General features: G+C 39.7%; 21 protein-coding genes. 12 read left to right on the top strand and 9 right to left on the bottom strand.

The features are described 5' to 3' along the window. Nucleotides 1–48: 48 nt before the first annotated feature. From FA047_RS19500 to FA047_RS19475, 6 genes are read right to left on the bottom strand one after another with little or no spacing between them, the layout of a single operon-like run. Nucleotides 49–981, bottom strand: a complete 933-nt coding sequence (locus FA047_RS19500; RefSeq protein ID WP_136837770.1) for a bifunctional riboflavin kinase/FAD synthetase — start codon at nucleotides 979–981, stop codon at nucleotides 49–51. A 12-nt stretch (nucleotides 982–993) separates the two neighbouring features. Further along, a complete protein-coding gene (locus FA047_RS19495; RefSeq protein ID WP_136837769.1) occupies nucleotides 994–1,857 on the bottom strand; it encodes a YitT family protein in 864 nt (287 codons plus the stop codon). 15 nt (nucleotides 1,858–1,872) lie between these two features. Next, complete coding sequence (gene truB, locus FA047_RS19490; RefSeq protein WP_136837768.1) at nucleotides 1,873–2,619, bottom strand: tRNA pseudouridine(55) synthase TruB; 747 nt, start codon at nucleotides 2,617–2,619, stop codon at nucleotides 1,873–1,875. Beyond that, on the bottom strand, nucleotides 2,619–3,413 hold the full coding sequence (locus FA047_RS19485) for an undecaprenyl-diphosphate phosphatase (protein ID WP_136837767.1): 795 nt from the start codon (nucleotides 3,411–3,413) through the stop codon (nucleotides 2,619–2,621). The genes truB and FA047_RS19485 overlap by 1 nt, the downstream gene beginning before the upstream one ends. A 9-nt stretch (nucleotides 3,414–3,422) precedes the next feature. Next, complete coding sequence (locus FA047_RS19480) at nucleotides 3,423–3,647, bottom strand: DUF3098 domain-containing protein (protein ID WP_136837766.1); 225 nt, start codon at nucleotides 3,645–3,647, stop codon at nucleotides 3,423–3,425. Nucleotides 3,648–3,651: 4 nt separating this feature from the next. Further along, entirely contained in the window at nucleotides 3,652–4,530 is an 879-nt protein-coding gene (locus FA047_RS19475) for a cell division protein FtsX (RefSeq protein ID WP_136837765.1), read from the bottom strand. A gap of 253 nt (nucleotides 4,531–4,783) precedes the next feature. Between FA047_RS19475 and FA047_RS19470 the strand changes: the two genes are divergently transcribed. From FA047_RS19470 to FA047_RS19455, 4 genes are all read left to right on the top strand, one after another. Further along, the gene (locus FA047_RS19470; protein ID WP_136837764.1) at nucleotides 4,784–5,182 is read left to right on the top strand and encodes a hypothetical protein; all 399 of its coding nucleotides are present in this window, start codon (nucleotides 4,784–4,786) and stop codon (nucleotides 5,180–5,182) included. A gap of 27 nt (nucleotides 5,183–5,209) precedes the next feature. Then, nucleotides 5,210–6,478, top strand: a complete 1,269-nt coding sequence (locus FA047_RS19465; RefSeq protein WP_136837763.1) for a chloride channel protein — start codon at nucleotides 5,210–5,212, stop codon at nucleotides 6,476–6,478. Between the two features lie 5 nt (nucleotides 6,479–6,483). Then, a complete protein-coding gene (gene leuS / locus FA047_RS19460; protein ID WP_136837762.1) occupies nucleotides 6,484–9,315 on the top strand; it encodes a leucine--tRNA ligase in 2,832 nt (943 codons plus the stop codon). A 243-nt stretch (nucleotides 9,316–9,558) separates the two neighbouring features. After that, nucleotides 9,559–10,149, top strand: coding sequence for a TlpA family protein disulfide reductase (locus FA047_RS19455; RefSeq protein WP_169304463.1), 591 nt, complete (start codon nucleotides 9,559–9,561; stop codon nucleotides 10,147–10,149). Here FA047_RS19455 and FA047_RS19450 read toward each other — a convergent pair. Further along, the gene (locus FA047_RS19450; protein ID WP_136837761.1) at nucleotides 10,144–10,800 is read right to left on the bottom strand and encodes an ATP-binding cassette domain-containing protein; all 657 of its coding nucleotides are present in this window, start codon (nucleotides 10,798–10,800) and stop codon (nucleotides 10,144–10,146) included. The genes FA047_RS19455 and FA047_RS19450 overlap by 6 nt on opposite strands. After that, complete coding sequence (locus tag FA047_RS19445; protein WP_136837760.1) at nucleotides 10,797–11,129, bottom strand: hypothetical protein; 333 nt, start codon at nucleotides 11,127–11,129, stop codon at nucleotides 10,797–10,799. The genes FA047_RS19450 and FA047_RS19445 overlap by 4 nt, the downstream gene beginning before the upstream one ends. 162 nt (nucleotides 11,130–11,291) lie before the next feature. Here FA047_RS19445 and FA047_RS19440 point away from each other — a divergent pair, with 162 nt between their 5' ends. Together FA047_RS19440 and FA047_RS19435 are read left to right on the top strand one after the other, a co-directional pair. Continuing rightward, nucleotides 11,292–13,712 carry an outer membrane beta-barrel family protein gene (locus FA047_RS19440; protein WP_136837759.1) on the top strand — a complete coding sequence of 807 codons (2,421 nt, stop codon included), beginning with the start codon at nucleotides 11,292–11,294 and terminating at the stop codon, nucleotides 13,710–13,712. A 77-nt stretch (nucleotides 13,713–13,789) separates the two neighbouring features. Then, entirely contained in the window at nucleotides 13,790–14,245 is a 456-nt protein-coding gene (locus tag FA047_RS19435) for a hypothetical protein (RefSeq protein ID WP_136837758.1), read from the top strand. Here the strand turns inward: FA047_RS19435 and FA047_RS19430 are convergent. Beyond that, nucleotides 14,232–14,753, bottom strand: a complete 522-nt coding sequence (locus FA047_RS19430; protein WP_136837757.1) for an NADPH-dependent FMN reductase — start codon at nucleotides 14,751–14,753, stop codon at nucleotides 14,232–14,234. The genes FA047_RS19435 and FA047_RS19430 overlap by 14 nt on opposite strands. A gap of 182 nt (nucleotides 14,754–14,935) precedes the next feature. Between FA047_RS19430 and FA047_RS19425 the strand changes: the two genes are divergently transcribed. From FA047_RS19425 to FA047_RS19400, 6 genes are all read left to right on the top strand, one after another. Beyond that, entirely contained in the window at nucleotides 14,936–15,739 is an 804-nt protein-coding gene (locus tag FA047_RS19425) for a ParA family protein (RefSeq protein WP_136837756.1), read from the top strand. Between the two features lie 10 nt (nucleotides 15,740–15,749). Further along, on the top strand, nucleotides 15,750–16,673 hold the full coding sequence (locus FA047_RS19420) for a ParB/RepB/Spo0J family partition protein (RefSeq protein WP_136837755.1): 924 nt from the start codon (nucleotides 15,750–15,752) through the stop codon (nucleotides 16,671–16,673). Further along, nucleotides 16,673–17,347 (top strand): DUF5683 domain-containing protein, encoded by a 675-nt coding sequence (locus tag FA047_RS19415; RefSeq protein ID WP_136837754.1) that lies wholly within the window; start codon nucleotides 16,673–16,675, stop codon nucleotides 17,345–17,347. Before FA047_RS19420 ends, FA047_RS19415 begins: the two co-directional genes overlap by 1 nt. Before the next feature lie 54 nt (nucleotides 17,348–17,401). Beyond that, entirely contained in the window at nucleotides 17,402–18,142 is a 741-nt protein-coding gene (dapB, locus tag FA047_RS19410) for a 4-hydroxy-tetrahydrodipicolinate reductase (RefSeq protein ID WP_136837753.1), read from the top strand. A gap of 93 nt (nucleotides 18,143–18,235) precedes the next feature. Further along, nucleotides 18,236–19,432: a signal peptidase I gene (gene lepB, locus FA047_RS19405; protein WP_136837752.1), complete on the top strand. Its 1,197-nt coding sequence runs from the start codon at nucleotides 18,236–18,238 to the stop codon at nucleotides 19,430–19,432. 248 nt (nucleotides 19,433–19,680) lie between these two features. Continuing rightward, the gene (locus tag FA047_RS19400; protein ID WP_136837792.1) at nucleotides 19,681–20,802 is read left to right on the top strand and encodes an ROK family protein; all 1,122 of its coding nucleotides are present in this window, start codon (nucleotides 19,681–19,683) and stop codon (nucleotides 20,800–20,802) included. The last annotated feature ends 7 nt before the right edge of the window (nucleotides 20,803–20,809 follow it).

Genomic DNA, 20,809 nt, shown 5'->3' with positions numbered 1-20,809 from the left:
CGAAAAAAAGAGGCTTTTTTAGCAGATAGAGTGGGTTTTCCTAAATTGTTACATTTTATTGAAGTACGCCAGCGTATCCTCTTTGTCCTTTTGCAATTGTTCTTTTAATGCTTCCAGCCCGGTAAACTTAACATCGTGTCTCAGAAATTCAAGGAAGGTCATGGTAATGTCCTGTCCGTAAATTTCCTTATTAAAATCAAAGATGTTTACTTCAATATTCCTCGTCATGCCGTTTATGGTCGGCCGCTGACCGATATAAGCCATTCCTTTGAAAAAGCCTTCTTCCATGCGCACGGTTACCGCATAAATGCCGTCTGAAGGGATTAATTTATAAGTTTCTTCCACAAAAAGATTCGCAGTAGGGAAGCCGATGGTACGTCCGATTTTGTCTCCCTTAATTACCCGGCCGCTAAGAGAGAAATTATAACCAAGATAGTTCGCTGCCAAAGCGACTTCGCCATTCAAAAGTGCTTTTCTGATCTTTGTCGAGCTCACCGCCACATCATCAATATCCTGTTCAGGAATCTCCTCTATTTTATACTCAAGCACCTCTGAAAGATCTTCCAGCTCTTTTAAGCCGCCTTTTCTGTCTTTTCCAAAGCGATGGTCATAACCAACAATAAGGTGTTTGATACCTATCGTGTCAACGAGAATATTTTTAATGTACTCTTCAGGACTAAGGTTAGAAAAATCACGGGTGAAAGGAGTAATGATCAGATGGTCAACTCCAAGTTCTTCCAGGATTTTTGCTTTTTCATGAATGGTATTGATCATTTTAAGGTCCTGATTTTCAGGATCAATGATCATCCTCGGGTGGGGGAAGAATGTCAGGATTACACTTTCGCCACCATTAGATTTAGCCAGTTCGAATAGTCGTTTGATGATCTTTTGATGACCGTAATGCACCCCGTCAAATGTACCTATCGTAGCTACTGCATTGTTTAGTTTCTTAAATTCAGAAAAGTTATGATATATCTTCAATATGAAATCAAATTAATGTAACGTTTGGCGTTTTACTACCCCGCCTTTAATATCAGCTATTTGCTGCTGAACGACAAAAGCATCAGGATCAATTTGCCTGATTTCTGTTTGCAGTTTGCTCATTTCCAGCTTCGTTACCACAGTATACAAGATGTCTATTTCTTTTTTAATACCATAACCACCTTCGCCTTTGTATATCGTTACTCCCCGCCTCATCTTGTCGATGATAAACGCTTTGATCTCTTCATTCTTATCTGAGATAATGGTTACCCCTGTATATTGCTCAAGCCCGTTGACTACAAAGTCGACAGTTTTTGAAGCCGAAAGGTAAGTAAGTATAGAATACATAGCAGTTTCTATGCCTAAAAAGATGGCGGCAAAGGCAAATATGATGATGTTCAGGATCAGGATGATATTGCCGACGGTCAGCATGCTGTTCCTGCTGATGTATAACGCCAGTACTTCTGTTCCATCGATGACGCAACCGCCACGCATCGCCAATCCTATACCAGCTCCAAGAAACAACCCGCCAAATACAGCGATCAGGAGTTTTTCATGGGTGATTGGTTCGAAAGGGATTACACTCAATGACACTGCAAGCACCACAATGGCGATCGAGGTTTTAATGGCAAAGCTCTTACTGATCTGTTTATAGCCCAATATGACAAAAGGGATATTGATCAGAATGATCAGATAAGAAAGGTTGTAGCCGGTCAGGGTTCTTATGGTCAATGATATACCCGTAACCCCGCCATCGATAAACTCGTTGGGCATTAGAAAGCTTTTCAAACCAAAACATGCAGAGACAATGCCGCATGTAATCAGCAGGAAATCTCTAATGAACCGTGTTTTTTTGCTTTTCAGATGGCTTTGCATATCATTTAGAAAGTGTTAATTATTTTCCTGACTTGGTGGCAATTCTTTTTTACTCCGCAAATGGCTTACCAAATCTGATACCTCAAATGCATTTGCCAGTAAGAAATTTCCGCTTCTGGTTCTGGTAAGTTTAGAAAGATAAGCACCATTGTTCAGTTGTTTACCGAAATCTGAAACTAAAGACCGGATATAAGTTCCTTTACTGCATACAATTCTAAAATCGATCTCAGGAAGTGCAATTCTTGTAATTTCAAATGCTGAGACAGTCACGTCCCGTAACCTCAATTCTGTTTCTTCGCCTCTTCTTGCCTTTACATATAACCGTTCGCCATTTACTTTTACAGCAGAGTGGGCCGGCGGATATTGCTGTATGTTTCCTGTAAATGGTTTTACAGCCTCATATATAGCCTCATCAGAAATATCCTGGATAGAAAATTCCTCGTCTACCACGGTCTCCATATCAAAGGAAGGAGTCGTTGCACCCAAAATCATTGTTCCGGTGTATTCCTTCTCTTCAGCCTGAAAAGTATCTATTTTCTTCGTGAGCTTTCCCGTACAGATGATGAGCAGCCCGGTTGCCAGCGGATCCAGAGTACCTGCATGGCCAACTTTCAATTTAAGTGGCTTTAACGAATTGCGGATCTTGCCTACCACATCAAAACTTGTCCATTTGTATGGCTTATTGATCAGGAGTAATTCGCCCTCAGCAAAATTGAACTCAGGAAATTCAGGGGTTTTAGTTGCTTCTTCGTGATCTGTCATTACAATACATTCATTTCAACTCCCGAATAATAAAGTGCAATAAGAACTACGCCAATAATGATCCGGTACCAGCCAAAAATGCGAAACCCATGTTTAGATAAAAATCCTATAAATGATTTTATGGCTATGATGGCTACAATAAATGCTATAATATTGCCAAACAGCAGGAGCTTAACATTCTCAGTGTTTAGCAGATGATATCCTTTTATTAATTTATATCCTGTTGCAGCACACATAGTAGGCACAGCGAGAAAAAAGGAGAATTCCGCAGCTGCATGACGGGTTAATTTCTGTTGCATACCGCCAATGATAGTGGCAGCGCTTCTGCTCAATCCCGGAAAAACTACAGCTAGAACCTGGAAACATCCGATTTTGAATGCATTCATATTCGTGATGTCATTTTCACTTTCGATGGTTTGTGCTTTGAAGAATTTGTCAATAAACAAAAGCACAAATCCTCCGATAAGGAGTACCACCGCGATGAAGAGCGGATTGCCTAAAGTATTGTCAATAAAATCATTCAGTAAAAAGCCAAAGAATAGGGCAGGTATAACTGCTATGATGAGTTTAATGTAAAACTGCCATTTACTGAAGTCGAAGAATTTCTTCCAGTACAAAACTACCACCGCTAAAATTGCTCCTAATTGTATGGCTACTTCAAAAAGTTTTACAAAATCATCGTCGCCAATTCCCATAAAAGAACTCGCAATAACCATATGACCGGTTGATGAAACCGGCAAAAATTCAGTGAGCCCTTCTATTACTGCTAGAATGAGGGCCTGTAAATAATCCATGAAGCGCTCTTATTTTTTTAATATGGCGTAAACACCAAAACCGAACCCGGCCAATACAACCATAGGGGCCAGTAAAGTTTTTCTGAAATCGTAGATGTCAGTAGTACCTATCATTAAAATAAAGCCGAGTACCACAATTGCAATACTGATCAACAATAGCTGGTAATTCTTTTTAGTGAATACCAGTTCATTTTTTGCTTCTTCTTTTATTGGACTTGTTTTTCTTTCTATCATTATCTTATCTGTAAAGATCGTAAATTTTTAAACGTAGATATCTGCTTACCGCAAAAGACGTACTGATACCTGTTATAAAGATACCTACACCAATTAAGCCAAGTAATACAATGCCAAATTCCGTGTAATTTCTTAAGAACACAATTTCAGGAATTTCCCTTTGTACATAATACAATATGCCTAACAATATCAATATCGCTATGAATGCAGCGATAAGGCCATGCAGAGCAGCAATCAAAATGAAGGGCTTGCGGATGAAGTTTCTGGTAGCACCTACCAATTGCATACTTTTAATCAGGAAGCGTTGAGAATAAATCGCAAGTCTGATCGTGTTGTTGATCAGGGCAATAGAAATGATCAATAAAATAGCTGCAAATCCTAAGATAATCAAGCCAATGGTATTGATGTTTTTGTTGACCATATCAATTAAAGAGCTTTGATATATTACCTCTTTAACCACTGGATTTTTAGCAATGCTGGCTTTAAGGGCATCTATGCTCTTATTATTGGCATAATCTGCTTTTAAGTAAACATCAACAGTGGAAAGCAATGGATTATAGCCTAAGAAATTGACAAAATCCTCACCAAGGTCGTTGGTTAAGTTTCTTGCAGCCATTTCCTTATTTACATACTGCGTATTTTTTACCGCAGGATTTAAGTTCAGCTCTTTTTGAAATTGTAGCACATCAGTTTCCTTCGCCCCTTCATCCACGATGATGTTCAATACAATGTTTTCTTTAACATAATTGGAAAGGTTTTTTGCATGAACCATTATGAGTCCAAGCATACCCAGCATCAATAATACCAATGCAATGCTAAATATTGTAGAGATATAAATGGTTTTTGTCTTCTTAGATGCATCGCTAACTTCAAATTCTTCCATAGCTTCTATTTATGTTTTGCGAAAATAAAAAAATATAAGCATATAATGCTTTAATGTAGTTAAAATATAAAGCCTATGCCAGTTATAACGGATTTGACGACCAATTAGTTCAGGGGGACAAAGATATTTAATTCTAAAAACCGATAAAATTAACTGGCATTGATATATTTGTACCAAAACCAATTTTTATTCGTTTCTTTTTAAAATTAATCATTTCTGTTCACCTAAATCCCCGAGTGGGTACATTATCTTTATGAAAAAACAATTATTCCTAGTATTTGCATTATTATTTACAATTGCAGTCGTTGGTTGCAAAAAACAGGATGACGCTACTAAACCATTAAGAACAAAAGCGATAGGCAGATGGGAAGCCGTAAAAATTGAGACCACCGTTGGTGGCGCTGCTCCTGTTACTGTTACTTACACCTCCTCAGATTACTATGACTTTAAAGATGGTGAAGATGATATCCTGGAGCGCAAATTAGGCGCGGCGGTTCAGTCTGGGAATTATGTTTTTCTTTCCGGCAATAGTTTCAACATCACCATAGATGGAAAGACCTATAACTGTGTTGCTACTACCATCAGCGAAAACAAGTTTGAGTTTACCGCTAAGGAAGGTACAACAACCTTAAAAGTATACCTGAAAAGGTAAAAAAATCTTATGTTTGGCATTTAAATCATGCAGCGTTTAAATGCCAACATTTTTTTTCTGTGTAAATGGACGATCTTACTCCTGATCGTAGGAGGACTCTCCGGCACATTGTCTGCACTCTTCTTAACACTTTTAAACTTAGCAACAAACTTCAGGGAAGACCATAGCTGGTTACTTTATTTATTGCCATTGGCCGGACTATTTATAGGCTGGCTTTATCATGATATGGGCAAAGGTATTGAAGGAGGAAATAATCTGATTTTTGATGCCATTCATAACCCGAAAGACATCATTCCTTTTAAAATGACCCCAATGGTGCTCGCCGGGACCGTACTTACCCATCTATTTGGTGGTTCGGCAGGTAGGGAAGGCACTGCGCTACAAATGTCGGCCGCTGCGGCTGATCAATTTCATAAGCCATTCAAACTGTCGCCAAAAGAAAGAACCACTTTGCTAATCGTGGGTTTAAGCGCAGGTTTTGCATCTGTATTTGGTACGCCACTTGCCGGGGCGGTTTTTGGAATAGAAGTATTATTGATTTCCGGGATCCCTTTTGTTGCTGTTATCCCTGCGCTAATTGGCGCTTATCTGGCATCGTATGTAACTGCTTTATGGGGTGTGGGGCATACGCATTACCACATTGACCTTATTCCTTCTATGACTTTAGGCGGCGCAGGATATAGCATTGTCGCCGGAATATTTTTCAGTGCCGCCGCAATTATTTTTGTGAGATTTACGCATCAGATCTCCACTTTTTCAAAGAAGATCAGCTACCCGCCTTTTCGCCCTTTAATAGGGGGCGTTGTGGTCATATGTTTAGCGCTGGCCTTTGATACCAATAGATACCTGGGACTGGGCATTCCGATAATTGTTGATGCTTTTCAACATCAGGCTTTGCCTCAGGATTTTATTTTGAAAATAATATTCACAGGTATAACACTTGGAGCTGGATTTAAAGGAGGAGAAGTTACGCCTTTGTTTTTCATAGGAGCTACGCTAGGCAGCGCCCTATCATTTATCCTGCCGCTTCCTGTCGGTCTAATGGCCGGAATGGGATTTGTAGCCGTATTTGGTGCCGCAGCAAAAACACCTCTCGCATGCATCATTATGGCCATGGAGCTGTTTGGGATATCATGTGGTGCCTATGTAGCGATAGCCTGTGTCGTTTCTTTCCTGTTTTCAGGCAGCCTGAGTATCTATAACATCGCCGAAAATAAAACCCCTAAACACCTGATTTTTGGCAAATTTTCATTAACCCCTTTATTTCTTTATTTTCGCGCTATATTAAGGAAATAGCAGTAATGGACTACCAATTTAAAGAAATAGAGCAAAAGTGGCAGAAACACTGGGCTCAAAACCAGACTTTTAAAGCAGAAAAAGACAGCGCAAAGCCTAAATTCTATGTGCTCGATATGTTTCCATACCCTTCGGGAGCTGGATTGCATGTTGGCCACCCGCTTGGATACATTGCTTCAGATATATTTTCAAGATACAAAAGGTTAAAAGGATATAATGTCCTGCATCCGATGGGATATGACTCATTTGGTCTGCCGGCCGAACAATATGCCATACAAACAGGGCAACACCCGGCATTGACTACCGAAACAAACATAAATACCTATAGAACACAGCTGGATAAAATCGGGTTTTCATTTGACTGGAGCAGGGAAGTACGTACGAGTGACCCATCCTACTACAAGTGGACCCAGTGGATCTTTATGCAACTGTTTAATTCATGGTACAATCTGGAAACAGATAAAGCTGAAGACATCACAACGCTGATCGAGAAATTTAACGCTGCGGGAAGTGCAGATGTAAGGGCGGTTTGCGATGAAGATGTAAAATCTTTCCTTCCAAGTGACTGGGCGACCATGACTGATGAGCAGAAGCAGGAAGAATTGTTGAAATACAGGTTGACCTATTTGAGAGAGAGTACTGTAAACTGGTGTCCGGCATTGGGAACTGTACTGGCCAATGATGAGGTGAAGGACGGTTACTCAGAGCGTGGAGGGCATCCTGTAGAACAAAAGAAAATGATGCAGTGGAGTATGAGGATTTCTGCCTATGCGGATCGTCTGCTTCAAGGTCTAAATACCATTGACTGGCCAGAACCTGTAAAAGAAATGCAGCGTAACTGGATCGGAAAAAGCGTAGGGGCCAGTGTGAGATTTAAGATTGACGATTTACGATTGACGAATGACAAGGAAATCGTCAATCGTCAATCGTCAATCGCATATCATATTGAAGTCTTCACTACACGTGTTGACACGATATTTGGTGTTTCTTACCTGGTATTGGCTCCTGAACATGAGTTGGTAACAGCGTTGACCACACCTGAGCAATTGGATGCCGTCAATGCCTATATCGCACAAACTAAGAAGAAATCAGAGTTGGATCGTATGGCCGATACAAAGACGGTATCAGGCGCATTTACAGGCAGCTATGTGGTCAACCCTGTAAGCGGAGAGCGTGTTCAATTGTGGATTGCTGATTATGTCCTTGCAGGATATGGTACAGGCGCGGTAATGGGCGTTCCAAGTGGCGACCAGCGCGACTGGTTATTCGCAACTCATTTCGGTTTACCGATCGTGCAGATCCTCGATGCACAAAAAGACATAGCAACACAGGCAGATCCTACGAAGGAAGGTAAATACATCAACTCTGGTTTTATCAACGGCATGAACTATACCGAAGCTACTGCAACGTTGAATGCCTGGCTGGAAGAAAAGAACGCTGGAAAAGCAAAAGTGAATTACCGCATGCGCGATGCCATTTTTGGTCGCCAGCGCTATTGGGGCGAACCTATTCCTGTCTATTTTAAAGACGGACTGCCTTACCTTGTGAAAGAGGAAGAGTTACCATTATTACTTCCTGAGATTGATAAGTATCTTCCTACAGAAACAGGAGAACCCCCATTGGGAAGGGCAGAAAACTGGAGCTACGATGATCAATACGAGTATGAATTGAGCACTATGCCTGGCTGGGCTGGCTCCAGCTGGTACTGGTATCGCTATATGGACGCAACGAATGATTCTGACTTCGCTGATAAAGATGCAATCGAATACTGGAAAGATGTAGATCTGTATATCGGCGGTGCAGAGCATGCTACCGGACATCTATTGTACAGTCGCTTCTGGAATAAATTTCTGAAAGATCTTGGTTATGTAAAGGAAGAAGAGCCTTTCAAAAAACTGATCAATCAGGGAATGATCCAGGGGAGGAGTAACTTCGTCTACAGGGTTGTAGATGAAGAGGGCAGGGGTACAAATACCTTGGTGTCTTATGGATTAAGAAAGGATTATAAAACATCAGCATTGCATGTTGATGTAAATATAGTGGAGAATGAGGTCTTGAATGTAGAGAAGTTTAAGCTATTCAGACCTGAATTTGCCAATGCGGAATTTATTCTTGAAAACGGTAAATACATCTGTGGAGTAGAGGTTGAAAAGATGTCAAAATCTAAATTCAACGTGGTGAATCCTGATGTGCTGATCGAGAATTATGGAGCAGATACATTGCGTATGTACGAAATGTTCTTAGGTCCACTGGAACAAAGCAAGCCATGGAATACCAACGGTATTGAAGGCGTGTTTAAATTCCTGCGCAAGTTCTGGCGTTTATTCCATAACGACCAATGGGTATTTCACGTAAATGATTCAGTTCCTTCAAAAGCGGAATTGAAAGCTTTGCACAAAATCATTAAAAAAGTACAGGATGATGTTGAGCGTTTTTCATTCAATACATCGGTATCCAGTTTCATGATTGCTGTTAATGAGTTAACTGAGCTGAAATGCAAAAACCGCCAGGTGCTGGAAGATCTGGTTGTTGTACTTTCTCCCTATGCGCCCCATATCTGCGAAGAGCTGTGGTCATTATTAGGGCATGAAGGTGGAAGCCTTTCTTATGCAGAATATCCGAAATTCAATCCTGCTTATATGGTTGAGGATGAGTTTAGCTATCCGATTTCAGTTAACGGAAAAACCCGGTTAAATCTGAACTTAAGTTTAGCGCTGCAGTCTAAAGAAATCGAAGAAACGGTACTTGCAAATGAAGACGTTCAGAAATATCTTGAGGGGAAAGCTCCTAAGAAAGTAATCGTTGTTCCGGGAAGGATCGTCAATATTGTTATTTAGTAAGCGGACAGGCTGAGCTTGGTCTGTGCTCGGTATGCGTTCGTATCAACTAGGGTGTTGCTAGGGTGTTGGTTCGGTGTTGCTAGGGTGTTGATTCGGTCTCAATCGAACCAACACCCTAGTTGGTACGTAGAAATACGTTAATAGTAACGACTGCAGAACGAACGGAAATCGAATACACTGCATACAGACCAGCGCTTCTTAAGGTTGAGGACGTATAATTTAAAACCTGATATTAAAATCATGAAGAAAAACATCTTAAGCAATATTATCACAGGATTACTCATCGTATTCGCCCTGATCCTGGTCTTTAGTCCTGATGCAAAAGGCTGGATGATCCAGAACCTAATGAAAATTGGTCTTTTTCAGCCGGAAGTGCCTGCGAAAGTAGCATCTGCGGAACCTGATTTAACCAAAGGAACACCAGTGTTGTTTAAAGACGCTAATGGAAAACTGATTGATTTGGCTTCACTAAAAGGCAAAGTTGTGTTCATTAACTTCTGGGCAACCTGGTGTCCTCCCTGTATTGCCGAAATGCCTTCCATTAACGGACTTTATAAGAAATACAAGGACAATAAAAATGTGGTATTTATTATGGCAGATGTGGATGGTACTATTGATAGTTCAACTGCATTCATGAAGAAAAAAGGATATGTTTTGCCGGTACATATCCCGGCAAGTAGCATGCCTAAGGAATATTTCTCAGGTTCTATGCCCACTACCATAGTTCTTGACAAGCAAGGAAGACTGTCATTTAATCACGTAGGTGGTGCAGATTACAGCAATCCTGAAGTAGCGGCATTCATAGATAAACTGCTGAAAATGAATTTATAGTTTAGCATAGCCTAAGAATTCAAGTTCCTTGATGTCTTTGGTCAGGTGTGTCCGCCCCCCCGTCAGCAGATAGAGGTCATCGCTGACGTCAATAATATCGCGAAACATATGATCCGTAACCAGAAGCCCCTTTGTTTTTTTCGTTTCTAATAATAATTCTTTTACTGTTTCTATCATTAGCGGACTCAGGTGTGAAAACGGCTCGTCAAGCAGTGCGAATTTAGAGTTGGATTTTAGTACAATATAGATTTCTATTAATCTGCGTTGGCCTCCTGAAAGATTTTTAATCCGGCTATTGTATTTGGTTTTAAACTCAGGGAATAAGGATTCTAACTCATTGTATTCAAGATTGAAATCTGTAAATATGGATTTTAACTTTAAAAATTTAGGGATAAAATTGAACTGCGGTAAGTAGAGTAATATTTCAGGCTTCTTATACGCCTGAAGCAAGGGCCGCCCATCTAACCTGATTGACTTATCTGTTGCGTTTAGCGTTCCGTAAATGATGTTCATCAGGCAAGATTTGCCATTTCCATTTCTGCCCAGCAGGCCTGTTATTTTCCCTGTTTCACATTTCAGGTAGATGTCGGACAGGATTTTTCTGTTCCCAAATTCCAGATTGATTCCGTCAGCTTCTAAAGTATGCTTCATATTGGCAGTATGGCTCGTAAGTATGCTTGATTTTGAGTATAGATGAATATAAGCAGCAGGTAAACTACCATATCTAAAGCCATGGTATACCACCACAGTGTTTTTTTAGAATATCCGAGGTTTTGGTAGTAGTAAAAATCGCTCTTCTTGTACTTGTTAAGATACAAATAAATTATACCCAGGGTAGCTGCTTTAAACCAAAATGCGAACGCAAACCCTTTTAGTCCGACCATCATGACAAAAAATGCAGATACGTTGGAAATGATCAGCGAGAGCAACGCAAAGTTTTGATAAAAGCGATAGTGTATGTTTATAGTCTTCCGGTTCATAAATGCGTGTGGGCATTTGGTTCTTGTGATGTAATGATAATGAAATTTGACCGATAAAAAAATGCATTCTGCCGGCTTCAGTTGGTGTATGATCAAAATAGTATAGGGCAGGAGCTGTAACAAACTTAGCTTTGCTTCGACTAATTGTTGTAAATAAATTTTATGAAACGAATAATACTATTGCTGGCAGGTCTTGGGTTGATCTTGAACACTAAGGCGCAGTTTCCAATAGGTGGACTGGCGCCAGCTAAATCTAAAATAACAGGACGTATTACCGCGTTAATTCTGGATTCAGCTACGAAACAACCAATTGATTATGCGAGTATATCCCTTACTAAAGCAAAGAAATCTGTAAATGGAGGTGTGAGTGATGGTAAGGGTAAGGTAACATTGCAGAATGTAATACCTGATGAATATAACTTTGTGGTTGGTTTTTTAGGATATAAAACAAAAACACTTACAGTAAAAACGACACCTGAAAAGCCCGATCAAAATCTGGGAACAATTTATTTGACCTCAAGTACTGGGAGCCTGAAAGAGGTGGAGATTTCCGGACAAAGAGCTTTAATTGAAAATAAGGTGGATAAACTGGTATATAATGCAGAGGCAGATATTACGAATGCGGGAGGTGATGCCTCAGATGTGATGCGGAAGGTGCCGATGCTTTCGGTTGATATTAATGGCAATGTACAACTTAGGGGAAGTTCAGTTAGGGTATTGATTAATGGCAAGCCTTCGGGTACTATGGCCAATAGTGTTGCCGATGCTTTAAAAATGATTCCGGCAGAACAGATCAAAAGTGTAGAAGTAATTACGAGTCCATCAGCGAAATATGATGCGGAAGGTTCAGGTGGTATTATCAATATCATCACTAAAAAAAATACAGCAGAGGGAACAAGCGGGAGTGTCAATGCTTCGGCCGGAACGCGTTCGAATAACGGGGCTTTTAATCTGAATGTTAAAACCGGGCGTTTGGCAGTTACTACCAGCTTAGGTATAAACCATGCCTATCCGCAAAATTCCAGTGTGGTCACTTTAAATAATTCGGTGGTAAATGGAGCCTCAAATACGATTTCCCAAAATGGTTTTTCTAAGTGGTCGAGGCTAGGATATAATGGTAGCGCCGGGTTGGATTATGACTTAAATGGTTATAATAACTTTAGCACCAATGTTAAAGTCAATAATTTTTCTAATGGTGGACCAGGGAGTTCTGATGTATATGTGAATGGTGTTTTTTCGCAAAACATCAGGGATATGGATATGAGTTTTAATAACCTGGATTGGAGTGCTGATTATAGAAAAACCAGTAAACGCGAGGGGGAGGAGTTTAGTGCATCTGCACAGCTTTCTACAGGAAGAAACGGGAGTGATTTTTCCAATAAATTTTTAAGTCCCGGTATTGCAGATGTGATCGTTCTGGGAAGCAATACGGGCAAGAACAATGAATATACGGTTCAAAGTGATTATACCTACCCGTTTAATAAAACAACAACATTGGAAACAGGGGTGAAGGGGATATTCAGAGAGATTTCAAGTGACTATGATGTGAGTGCGCAAGATTTTGACTACAACCAAAATGTTGCATCTGCTTATGGGGTATTGGGTTTCAAACTGACAAAAAAGATTACCGCTAAGGCAGGAGTAAGGGCTGAGTATACTAAAATTGATGGACTAGCTGGTAACGCGTTGAATTTTGATAACGATTATTTCAACTTGTTCCCAAGCTTGATTTTATCGCAAACGCTAAAAGGCATGACCACGGTTAAGCTAAGTTATAACCGCAGGATACAGCGTCCAAGTTTATTTTATCTGAACCCGTTCAGAAATGAAAGTGACGTATTTAACCCAATGGAAGGAAATCCTAAATTATCTCCGGAACTTACAGATAACATAGAGCTTGGTTATTCGACTTATATCAAAGGATCGGTGATCAATGCTTCGGTATTTTACAGGAATACCGGAGATGTGATTGAAAGTGCGATCCAGCCTTTTGTGGATGATCAGGGCGTAGGTAAAAATCTCACTACTTACATAAATGTAGGGACGAGCCAGTCCTATGGATTTAATGTTTTTGGGTCATATAATCCGAAACCGAAGTGGACGCTGATGGCAAACTTCGGGCTAAACACTTATGAAGTGAACAATGCCGAAAGTGATTTGAATACAGGAACATTTTTGAATTATACTGCATTTGCGCGATCTGCTTATTCAATATCAGGCGGATGGAGCACTGAATTATGGGGAGTGATTAATTCGCCAAAGCGGACTTTTCAGGGTAAAACAGACATGATGTATTTTTACGGTGGAGCGGTGAAAAAAGAGATCCTGAAAAAGAAAGCTACAATTGGTTTGAATGTGTTGAATCCCTTCAGCAGGGACTTGAATATTAAAACAACAAATAAAACCGCTACTTCTATGCAGAGTACAAACATCCACTATCCGCTGCGGTCATTTGGAGTAAATTTTAGCTATAATTTTGGTAAGCTGAAGTTTACACAGAAAAAGTCAATTAAAAATGATGACCTTAAGAAGGATGAAAGTCAGCAGCAAGGAGGAGGAATGGGAGGCTTGCAGGGTAACTAACTTTTAAAATAATTCATTATAATTTGCTGCCATCAATTCAGGAATACTAATTTTGCCGAAATAGTAAATAAACAGGTATGACTTTTTTTGATGCAGTGATAAGCAGAGTTGAAGATTTGTTAGTTCGCGAAGAATTGCAGGAGCGGGTAGATATTATTCAGCATAAAATTAAGTTCATGGATAAGGTTCCTGTTGTGTGCCTGTCAGCAAACAATGCGTACCAAAACGAACTGGAAGATATCATCACTGCTGCGGGAGGTGTTTTGGAAAAGGATGTGATGTTGGCCAGGGTTTTGATTTATCATGAAAGAGATACGAACATGTTGCAACTTATGGGCTCTGTACCTTCATTATTGCAGAATGAATGGCCTTCTGTAGCTTACAATAGGGTTTATTTATACGATGACCGGCCTGTGATAGTCGATGCTGTAACTGCAGTAGATGCTTTAGAAGACGTTGCGGAGATGCTTTATCCAGGCTTTTTTGTGTTCGGAAATGAAGGGAAAACCTGGATGAGTTTTAAAACGCAATAAACTTATCCATTTGCTGGTGGGTAAATTTCAATGTATCTTCTTTATGCAGGTCGCCATTTTCATCCAGTTCCAGTTTTATTGAAGAAATGTGGATTCTCAAAGGCAAAACGTTTAGATGCAGATAGCTGCACACCCCTCCGAAATGATCAATGCCTCTGATGTTTCCATACTTTCCTGATGAAATACCAACAAGAGCGGCTTTCTTGTCGTAGAAGCTTTCAGGGAAATTGCAGGCATCAATAAATGTTTTGAGCACACCTGGAAAACTGCCGTTATATTCAGGGATGATAAAAAGGAATTTGGAGGTCTCAGCAATCATTTGCTGTATCGGCTCAAAAAGAGAAGATCTTTTTCCGTAAAGATCTGTTGCAATTAGGGAGGAAGGTAACTCCTCGAGGCTGAAGATATTGGTTTCCAGGCCTTTTAATTTTAAAATTTTCTGATAATATTTGGCAACTTTCAGCGTATTACTTGCAGGTCTGTTGGTGCCTGATATGATGGTGATCATTTGTAAATTGTTAATAAGATGTGTAAAACACTTATGGCTTTAATACTAACTTTGCCATTTAGTTTGTATCTTAGCTATTCGTTAAAATATGCCTAAATCCATACAAAAATAGCATTTTTTTATAGATTTACGTCGAGTAAAAACAAGCCTTAAGAGATTAATTGTAAATATTAATAAGATAAATGAGTAAAATTATCGCATTGGCAAATCAGAAAGGTGGCGTAGGTAAAACTACATCATCCATCAACTTAGCCGCAAGTTTAGCCGTATTAGAATATAGAACGTTATTAGTCGATGCTGATCCTCAGGCCAATTCAACTTCAGGTATCGGTTTTGATCCCAGAAGTATAAAGAACAGTATTTATGAGTGCATCATCAATGATATTGATGCTGTAGATGCGATTCAAAAGACGGAGACACCTAACCTTGATTTGCTTCCGGCGCATATTGATCTTGTTGGTGCTGAGATTGAAATGATCAACCTGAACAACAGAGAATATAAGATGAAGGCTGTGCTGGAGAAGGTGAAAGATCAGTATGATTTTATCATTGTTGATTGTTCTCCGTCACTTGGTTTGATCACGATCAATGCCCTGACTGCCGCTGACTCTGTCATTATACCTGTTCAGTGTGAATATTTTGCATTGGAAGGCTTGGGTAAATTGCTGAACACGATAAAAATTGTACAGAACAGGTTGAATCCGGAACTTGAAATAGAAGGTATTTTGCTTACTATGTATGATGTGCGTTTGCGTTTGTCTAATCAGGTTGTGGAAGAAGTAAAAACTCATTTCCAGGAATTGGTTTTTGATACCATTATTCAGCGGAATACACGTTTGAGTGAAGCTCCAAGCTACGGTGTATCTGTAATTATGCATGATGCAAATTGTAAAGGAGCAATTAATTATCTGAATCTGGCGCGTGAGATTGTCCGTAAAAACGGCATGGTGAAAGAAGAGGCGACAGAAACTACAGCAATTATATAAATTATTCTTAATGACATCTTTTCAGCGAAAAACAGGTTTAGGTAGAGGATTAAGTGCGCTTTTGGATGACGCTGAGGCTGCTAACCCACCGAAAAACGGAGTAAACCCTGTAAGCGAAACCAGACAGGAAGGTAATACGAAAAATAATATAGGCCATATCAATATTAATGATATTGAAACCAATCCTTATCAGCCGCGGACTGAATTTGATCAGGTAGCTTTGAATGAACTTGCTGAGTCCATAAAAGTACAGGGACTAATTCAGCCCATTACCGTAAGAGCCCAGCCTAACGGTGGCAAGTTTCAACTGATATCAGGAGAGCGAAGGCTGAGGGCATCTAAACTTGCCGGTCTTACAGAGATACCTGCATATATCCGTACGGCCAATGATCAGCAGATGCTGGAGATGGCCTTAATAGAAAACATTCAGCGTGAAAATCTGAATGCAATTGAAATTGCATTGAGCTTTCAGCAGATGATGGATGAATGCAATCTTAAGCAGGAACAACTTGGTGAGCGGGTAGGTAAGAACCGGACAACAGTTACTAATTACCTGAGGCTGCTGAAGCTTCCCCCGATTATCCAAATCTCTATAAGAGATCAGAAGATATCTATGGGTCATGCCCGTGCCTTGATCAATGTTGATCAGGCAGATAAGCAACTTTATATTCATGACGAAATTATTGAAAAAGGACTTTCTGTTCGTAAGGTAGAAGAGCTGGTAAGGAGTATCAATAGTGTTCAGGTTAAGCCTAAACCTGCGAAACGAATCGCCGCAGCTTCTTTCGAATACCAAAAACTGCAGAAAGACCTGGCTTCCAAATTTGCTACCAAAGTAAAATTGAAAGTCGGTGAAAACGGAAAAGGAGCCATTGAGATTCCTTTCGTATCTGAAGACGACTTAAGCCGTATCTTAGAGCTATTAGACTGGTAATGTATAGAGCTGTCCTTGTATCGGTACTATTTTTATTTACTGTATTTACTGCAGTAGCACAAGTTCCTGTGAAAGAAAAGAAGGACAGCCTCAATAACCTGAAAGATACTACAGAAAAGGCCAAACCGATGGTTCTTAATGCAGGTAAACAGGTTAAAATAGCAGTTGATACAGGAAAGACGAAGTATGTAAACCAGGGAAAAATAGCTGGCAGAAGGGCTGCAATCAGTTCGATGATGTTGCCTGGGCTAGGCCAGATTAGAAATGGTGTGACTGTATATCGTCTGGCTAAGGTTGCGGGTATATATACAGGAGCGACTTTTTTGACACTATCGTATATCGACAATAACAAAATGTATAAGGTTTTTCTGAAAGAACTTCAATACCGCAAGGACAATCCCGGGAAAACACAAAATGTTGATTATGCACGCGTTCCAACAGATGGAATGATCCTGGCAAAAGATAATGCACGAAGGAACAGGGAAGTGGTTACTTTTTCTTTTGTTGGATTGTACTTGTTGAATGTTGTTGAAGCGTATATTGATGCCAGGTTAAAGTATTTTGATGTTGGCGATATCGCCGGCATTAAGTTTTCTCCCGGATTAATAAATACAAATGACATATATGGGTTTAATCAGGTTACGCCAGGAATCAAACTTAGCTTGTCATTTTAAACAAACAATGGATATTAATATATATTCATTACAATTAAAAAATAATAGATACTAATGAAGATAGCATTACTCGGTTATGGTAAAATGGGGCAAATCATCGAAAGGTTTGCTTTGGAAAGGGGACATGAAGTAGTCCTGAAAATTAGCATAGACAATCGTGAAGATTTAACTACATCAAACCTTCGTAATGCAGATGTGGCAATTGACTTTAGTTCACCAGATGCTGCAATTGACAATATTTACGCATGTTTTGAAGCAAATTTACCCGTTGTTGTTGGAACTACAGGCTGGTATGGCCAGTTGCAGGAAGTGAAGAATGAGTGTTTATCCCGTAACAATTCATTGCTTTACGGGTCTAACTTTAGTATTGGGGTTAATTTGTTTTTTCAGATCAATAAGGTAATGGCCAAGTTAATGAATAATTTCCCGGCTTATGAGGTTCAGGTAGAAGAGATACATCATACTCAGAAACTGGATTCGCCAAGTGGTACCGCTATGACATTAGCAGAAGGTATCATTGATAACCTGGATAGAAAGTCGGAATGGGTAAATGAATTGGTAGGAACACCGTTTGAAGATGTCGTAAAGAAAGAACAGCTGCTGATTGAGTCTCATAGAATCGAGAATATACCAGGAACACATACAGTGGTTTATAGCTCGGAGGTAGATGAGATTGAGTTGAAGCACACTGCGCACAATAGATCTGGTTTTGCGCTCGGCGCGATAGTAGCTGCAGAATGGCTGGAGAGAAAGCAGGGTTTTTACAATGTAACCGATATGTTTGATTTTAAATAACTGAGACCATCCTGATTTTCAGATCACCCAGTGGGATGAGCAAATCTGATGGCTTCATCAAATTGAAAGACAGTATATATATAAACGAAAAATATGAGTTGGAAATTCTGGCAAAAAAATAAGGATGCCGAGCCAAAGAAAAAAAAGACTAAAACAAGAGAATGGGTAGATGCTATTCTTTTTGCGGTTATTGCAGCAACAATTATCAGGGTATTTTTTATAGAAGCATATACTATACCAACAGCTTCAATGGAGCGCTCATTGTTGATCGGTGATTTTCTCTTTGTAAGTAAAGTAAATTATGGTGCCCGTATCCCCATGACACCTGTCGCATTTCCATTTGCACATCATACGATGCCTTTAACAGGTACAAAAGCATATTGGGATGGAGTACAATGGAAATATCGCAGACTGCCGGGGACCTCTGACATTAAGAGAAATGATGTAGTCGTATTTAATTACCCTCAGGGAGATACTGTTGCTTTAGAGCAGCAGGATGCTGATTACTATCAAATGGTGAGGAATAGAGGATGGAAATCTGTAAATAGCGATTATACCATCGTAAGCAGACCTGTAGATAAAAGAGAGAATTACATCAAAAGATGTATCGGGATCGCTGGGGATGTCATCAGTATGAAAGGTGGTCTTGTTTCGGTAAACGGAAAACAGGAAAAATTGAAGAATACGGGGCAAATGACATATGATGTTGTGTTTAAAACAATGGATATAAACTTCTCCATATTTGAAGATATGGGCTTTAATATCCAGAGTGATGATATCATCCAGTCAGGAAATGGTTATCAATTCAATGCTACGGAAGATATGATGAACGAGGTTAAGAAGCTCGACTTTGTTCAATCTGTAACACTAACAGTGAAACCTGATGGGGAAAGAGAGGCGGACGTTTTTCCTTTTGATCCTAACAGAAATTGGAATGTAGATAATTTTGGCCCCTTTGTTGTTCCTAAAAAAGGATGGACAGTAGCATTAGATAGCGCAACAATGCCCCTGTATGAAAGAAGTATTCGGATTTATGAAGGTAATACGGTTGCAAAGTCTGGTAATGGATGGCTGATCAATGGTAAGCCGGCAACTAGTTATACATTTAAAATGGATTATTACTGGATGATGGGAGATAACAGACACAGATCACTCGACTCCAGGTATTGGGGATTTGTTCCTGAAGACCATATTGTTGGAAAGGCATTGTTTATCTGGATGAGTTATAATACAAACGGAACATTCTTTAATAAGATTAGATGGAACAGGTTGCTGAGAGGAATTAAATAGTCTTATTTACTTGTTTTTTAGAACTGGGTATATGAAAATATACCCAGTTTTTTTATGTCTAATCAATATATATAGGGGCATGTTTTTCTGTAAAGGAGTCTACACTTTAAAATTTTTTTAAAAAGTACTGTGTTTTGTGGTAAAAAAAATTTAAGTTTATACCAAATAACTATTAGGGGGTGTCAGCTAGTCATAAAAAATATCATCAGTTAAGGAAAGAAGTCATTAAGCAATTGTATTTCAACAAGATGCTTACCTTGACTGACCTTAGTACGCGTACCCACAAGAGCCTTCCTCTGGTGACAAGTGCTGTTAACGATCTCGTTGAGGACGGGTATGTAATTGAGTCAGGTTTAGCGCCCTCTACCGGAGGAAGAAGGGCATCTACTTTTTTACTGAATTCAGAAAAAAGGCGATTTATTGTATCTGTGGCAATGGATCAATTGACCACTCAGGTTGTTATTTACGACCTGATGATGAATACAATCAAGCAACCTGAAATTCTTGAATTCCCATTGACAGAAGATTCAGCAGACTTAACAAAACTCATTAGTTTCTTGAAAAACTACATCTCGGGTTCAGGCATTGCTGCGGAAGAGATTTTGGGAATTGGAATTGGAATGCCGGGTTTTGTCAACGCAAAGCAGGGGATTAATTATACTTTTTTCAAGTTGAAAGGAAGTGCGACATTACGAGGGTACCTATCTAAAGAGTTAGGTTTTCATGTATATATAGATAATGATTCAAGCCTTATTGCTCTAGCGGAGTTGAAATTCGGTGCTGGCGAGGGTTTGAAGGATGTGCTTGTTGTGAATATCGGGTGGGGAACCGGGTTGGGTATGATCATTAATGGTAGTATCTTCAGAGGCCACAGTGGTTACGCTGGTGAGTTTAGTCACATTCCATTGTCCGACAGCAACAAACTGTGCTCTTGTGGAAAACGAGGATGTCTGGAAGTAGATACCTCTTTACTGGTATTGGTTGAGCGCGCGAAAAATGAAATTGCTGCTGGAGTAAGTTCTAAGTTAGCACAATCATTTAAGGATGTAAGTAAATTACCAGGTGATCATTTTTTAGAAGCAGCCCAGGCCGGGGATCCTTTAGCGGTTTCAATATTGTCTGAAGCTGCATTTTTAATTGGTAAGGGTTTGGCTACCTTAATCCATATCATGAATCCGGAGCTGATTGTTTTAGGAGGTAGAGGTTCTATCGCCGGAAAAATACTGATGGCACCTGTACAGCATGCGATTAATGAATTTTGTATTCCAAGATTAGCAGAGCAAACTACGATAGCAGTTTCTACTCTTAATACATCTTCGGAACTGCTTGGTGCATCAATTCTCGTAGTTGAGAACTGCGAATTTGCTTAGTATCCAT

Origin of the sequence: Pedobacter frigoris, from assembly GCF_005116445.1 — a bacterium.
Classification (GTDB): Bacteria; Bacteroidota; Bacteroidia; order Sphingobacteriales; family Sphingobacteriaceae; genus Pedobacter; species Pedobacter frigoris.
Note: the sequence above shows the minus strand (reverse complement) of the source record. Positions and strands in the feature narration are given on the sequence as shown.

Excerpts from the sequence above, each read along its gene's own strand:
- truB (WP_136837768.1), bottom strand. The coding sequence starts at position 2,619 with ATGACAGATCACGAAGAAGCAACTAAAACCCCTGAATTTCCTGAGTTC.
- FA047_RS19445 (WP_136837760.1), bottom strand. The coding sequence starts at position 11,129 with ATGAACCGGAAGACTATAAACATACACTATCGCTTTTATCAAAACTTT.
- FA047_RS19430 (WP_136837757.1), bottom strand. The coding sequence starts at position 14,753 with ATGATCACCATCATATCAGGCACCAACAGACCTGCAAGTAATACGCTG.
- FA047_RS19440 (WP_136837759.1), top strand. The coding sequence starts at position 11,292 with ATGAAACGAATAATACTATTGCTGGCAGGTCTTGGGTTGATCTTGAAC.
- FA047_RS19450 (WP_136837761.1), bottom strand. The coding sequence starts at position 10,800 with ATGAAGCATACTTTAGAAGCTGACGGAATCAATCTGGAATTTGGGAAC.
- FA047_RS19470 (WP_136837764.1), top strand. The coding sequence starts at position 4,784 with ATGAAAAAACAATTATTCCTAGTATTTGCATTATTATTTACAATTGCA.
- leuS (WP_136837762.1), top strand. The coding sequence starts at position 6,484 with ATGGACTACCAATTTAAAGAAATAGAGCAAAAGTGGCAGAAACACTGG.
- FA047_RS19425 (WP_136837756.1), top strand. The coding sequence starts at position 14,936 with ATGAGTAAAATTATCGCATTGGCAAATCAGAAAGGTGGCGTAGGTAAA.
- FA047_RS19480 (WP_136837766.1), bottom strand. The coding sequence starts at position 3,647 with ATGATAGAAAGAAAAACAAGTCCAATAAAAGAAGAAGCAAAAAATGAA.
- lepB (WP_136837752.1), top strand. The coding sequence starts at position 18,236 with ATGAGTTGGAAATTCTGGCAAAAAAATAAGGATGCCGAGCCAAAGAAA.
- FA047_RS19475 (WP_136837765.1), bottom strand. The coding sequence starts at position 4,530 with ATGGAAGAATTTGAAGTTAGCGATGCATCTAAGAAGACAAAAACCATT.
- FA047_RS19455 (WP_169304463.1), top strand. The coding sequence starts at position 9,559 with ATGAAGAAAAACATCTTAAGCAATATTATCACAGGATTACTCATCGTA.
- FA047_RS19485 (WP_136837767.1), bottom strand. The coding sequence starts at position 3,413 with ATGGATTATTTACAGGCCCTCATTCTAGCAGTAATAGAAGGGCTCACT.
- FA047_RS19415 (WP_136837754.1), top strand. The coding sequence starts at position 16,673 with ATGTATAGAGCTGTCCTTGTATCGGTACTATTTTTATTTACTGTATTT.
- FA047_RS19435 (WP_136837758.1), top strand. The coding sequence starts at position 13,790 with ATGACTTTTTTTGATGCAGTGATAAGCAGAGTTGAAGATTTGTTAGTT.
- FA047_RS19420 (WP_136837755.1), top strand. The coding sequence starts at position 15,750 with ATGACATCTTTTCAGCGAAAAACAGGTTTAGGTAGAGGATTAAGTGCG.
- dapB (WP_136837753.1), top strand. The coding sequence starts at position 17,402 with ATGAAGATAGCATTACTCGGTTATGGTAAAATGGGGCAAATCATCGAA.
- FA047_RS19495 (WP_136837769.1), bottom strand. The coding sequence starts at position 1,857 with ATGCAAAGCCATCTGAAAAGCAAAAAAACACGGTTCATTAGAGATTTC.
- FA047_RS19465 (WP_136837763.1), top strand. The coding sequence starts at position 5,210 with ATGCAGCGTTTAAATGCCAACATTTTTTTTCTGTGTAAATGGACGATC.
- FA047_RS19400 (WP_136837792.1), top strand. The coding sequence starts at position 19,681 with ATGCTTACCTTGACTGACCTTAGTACGCGTACCCACAAGAGCCTTCCT.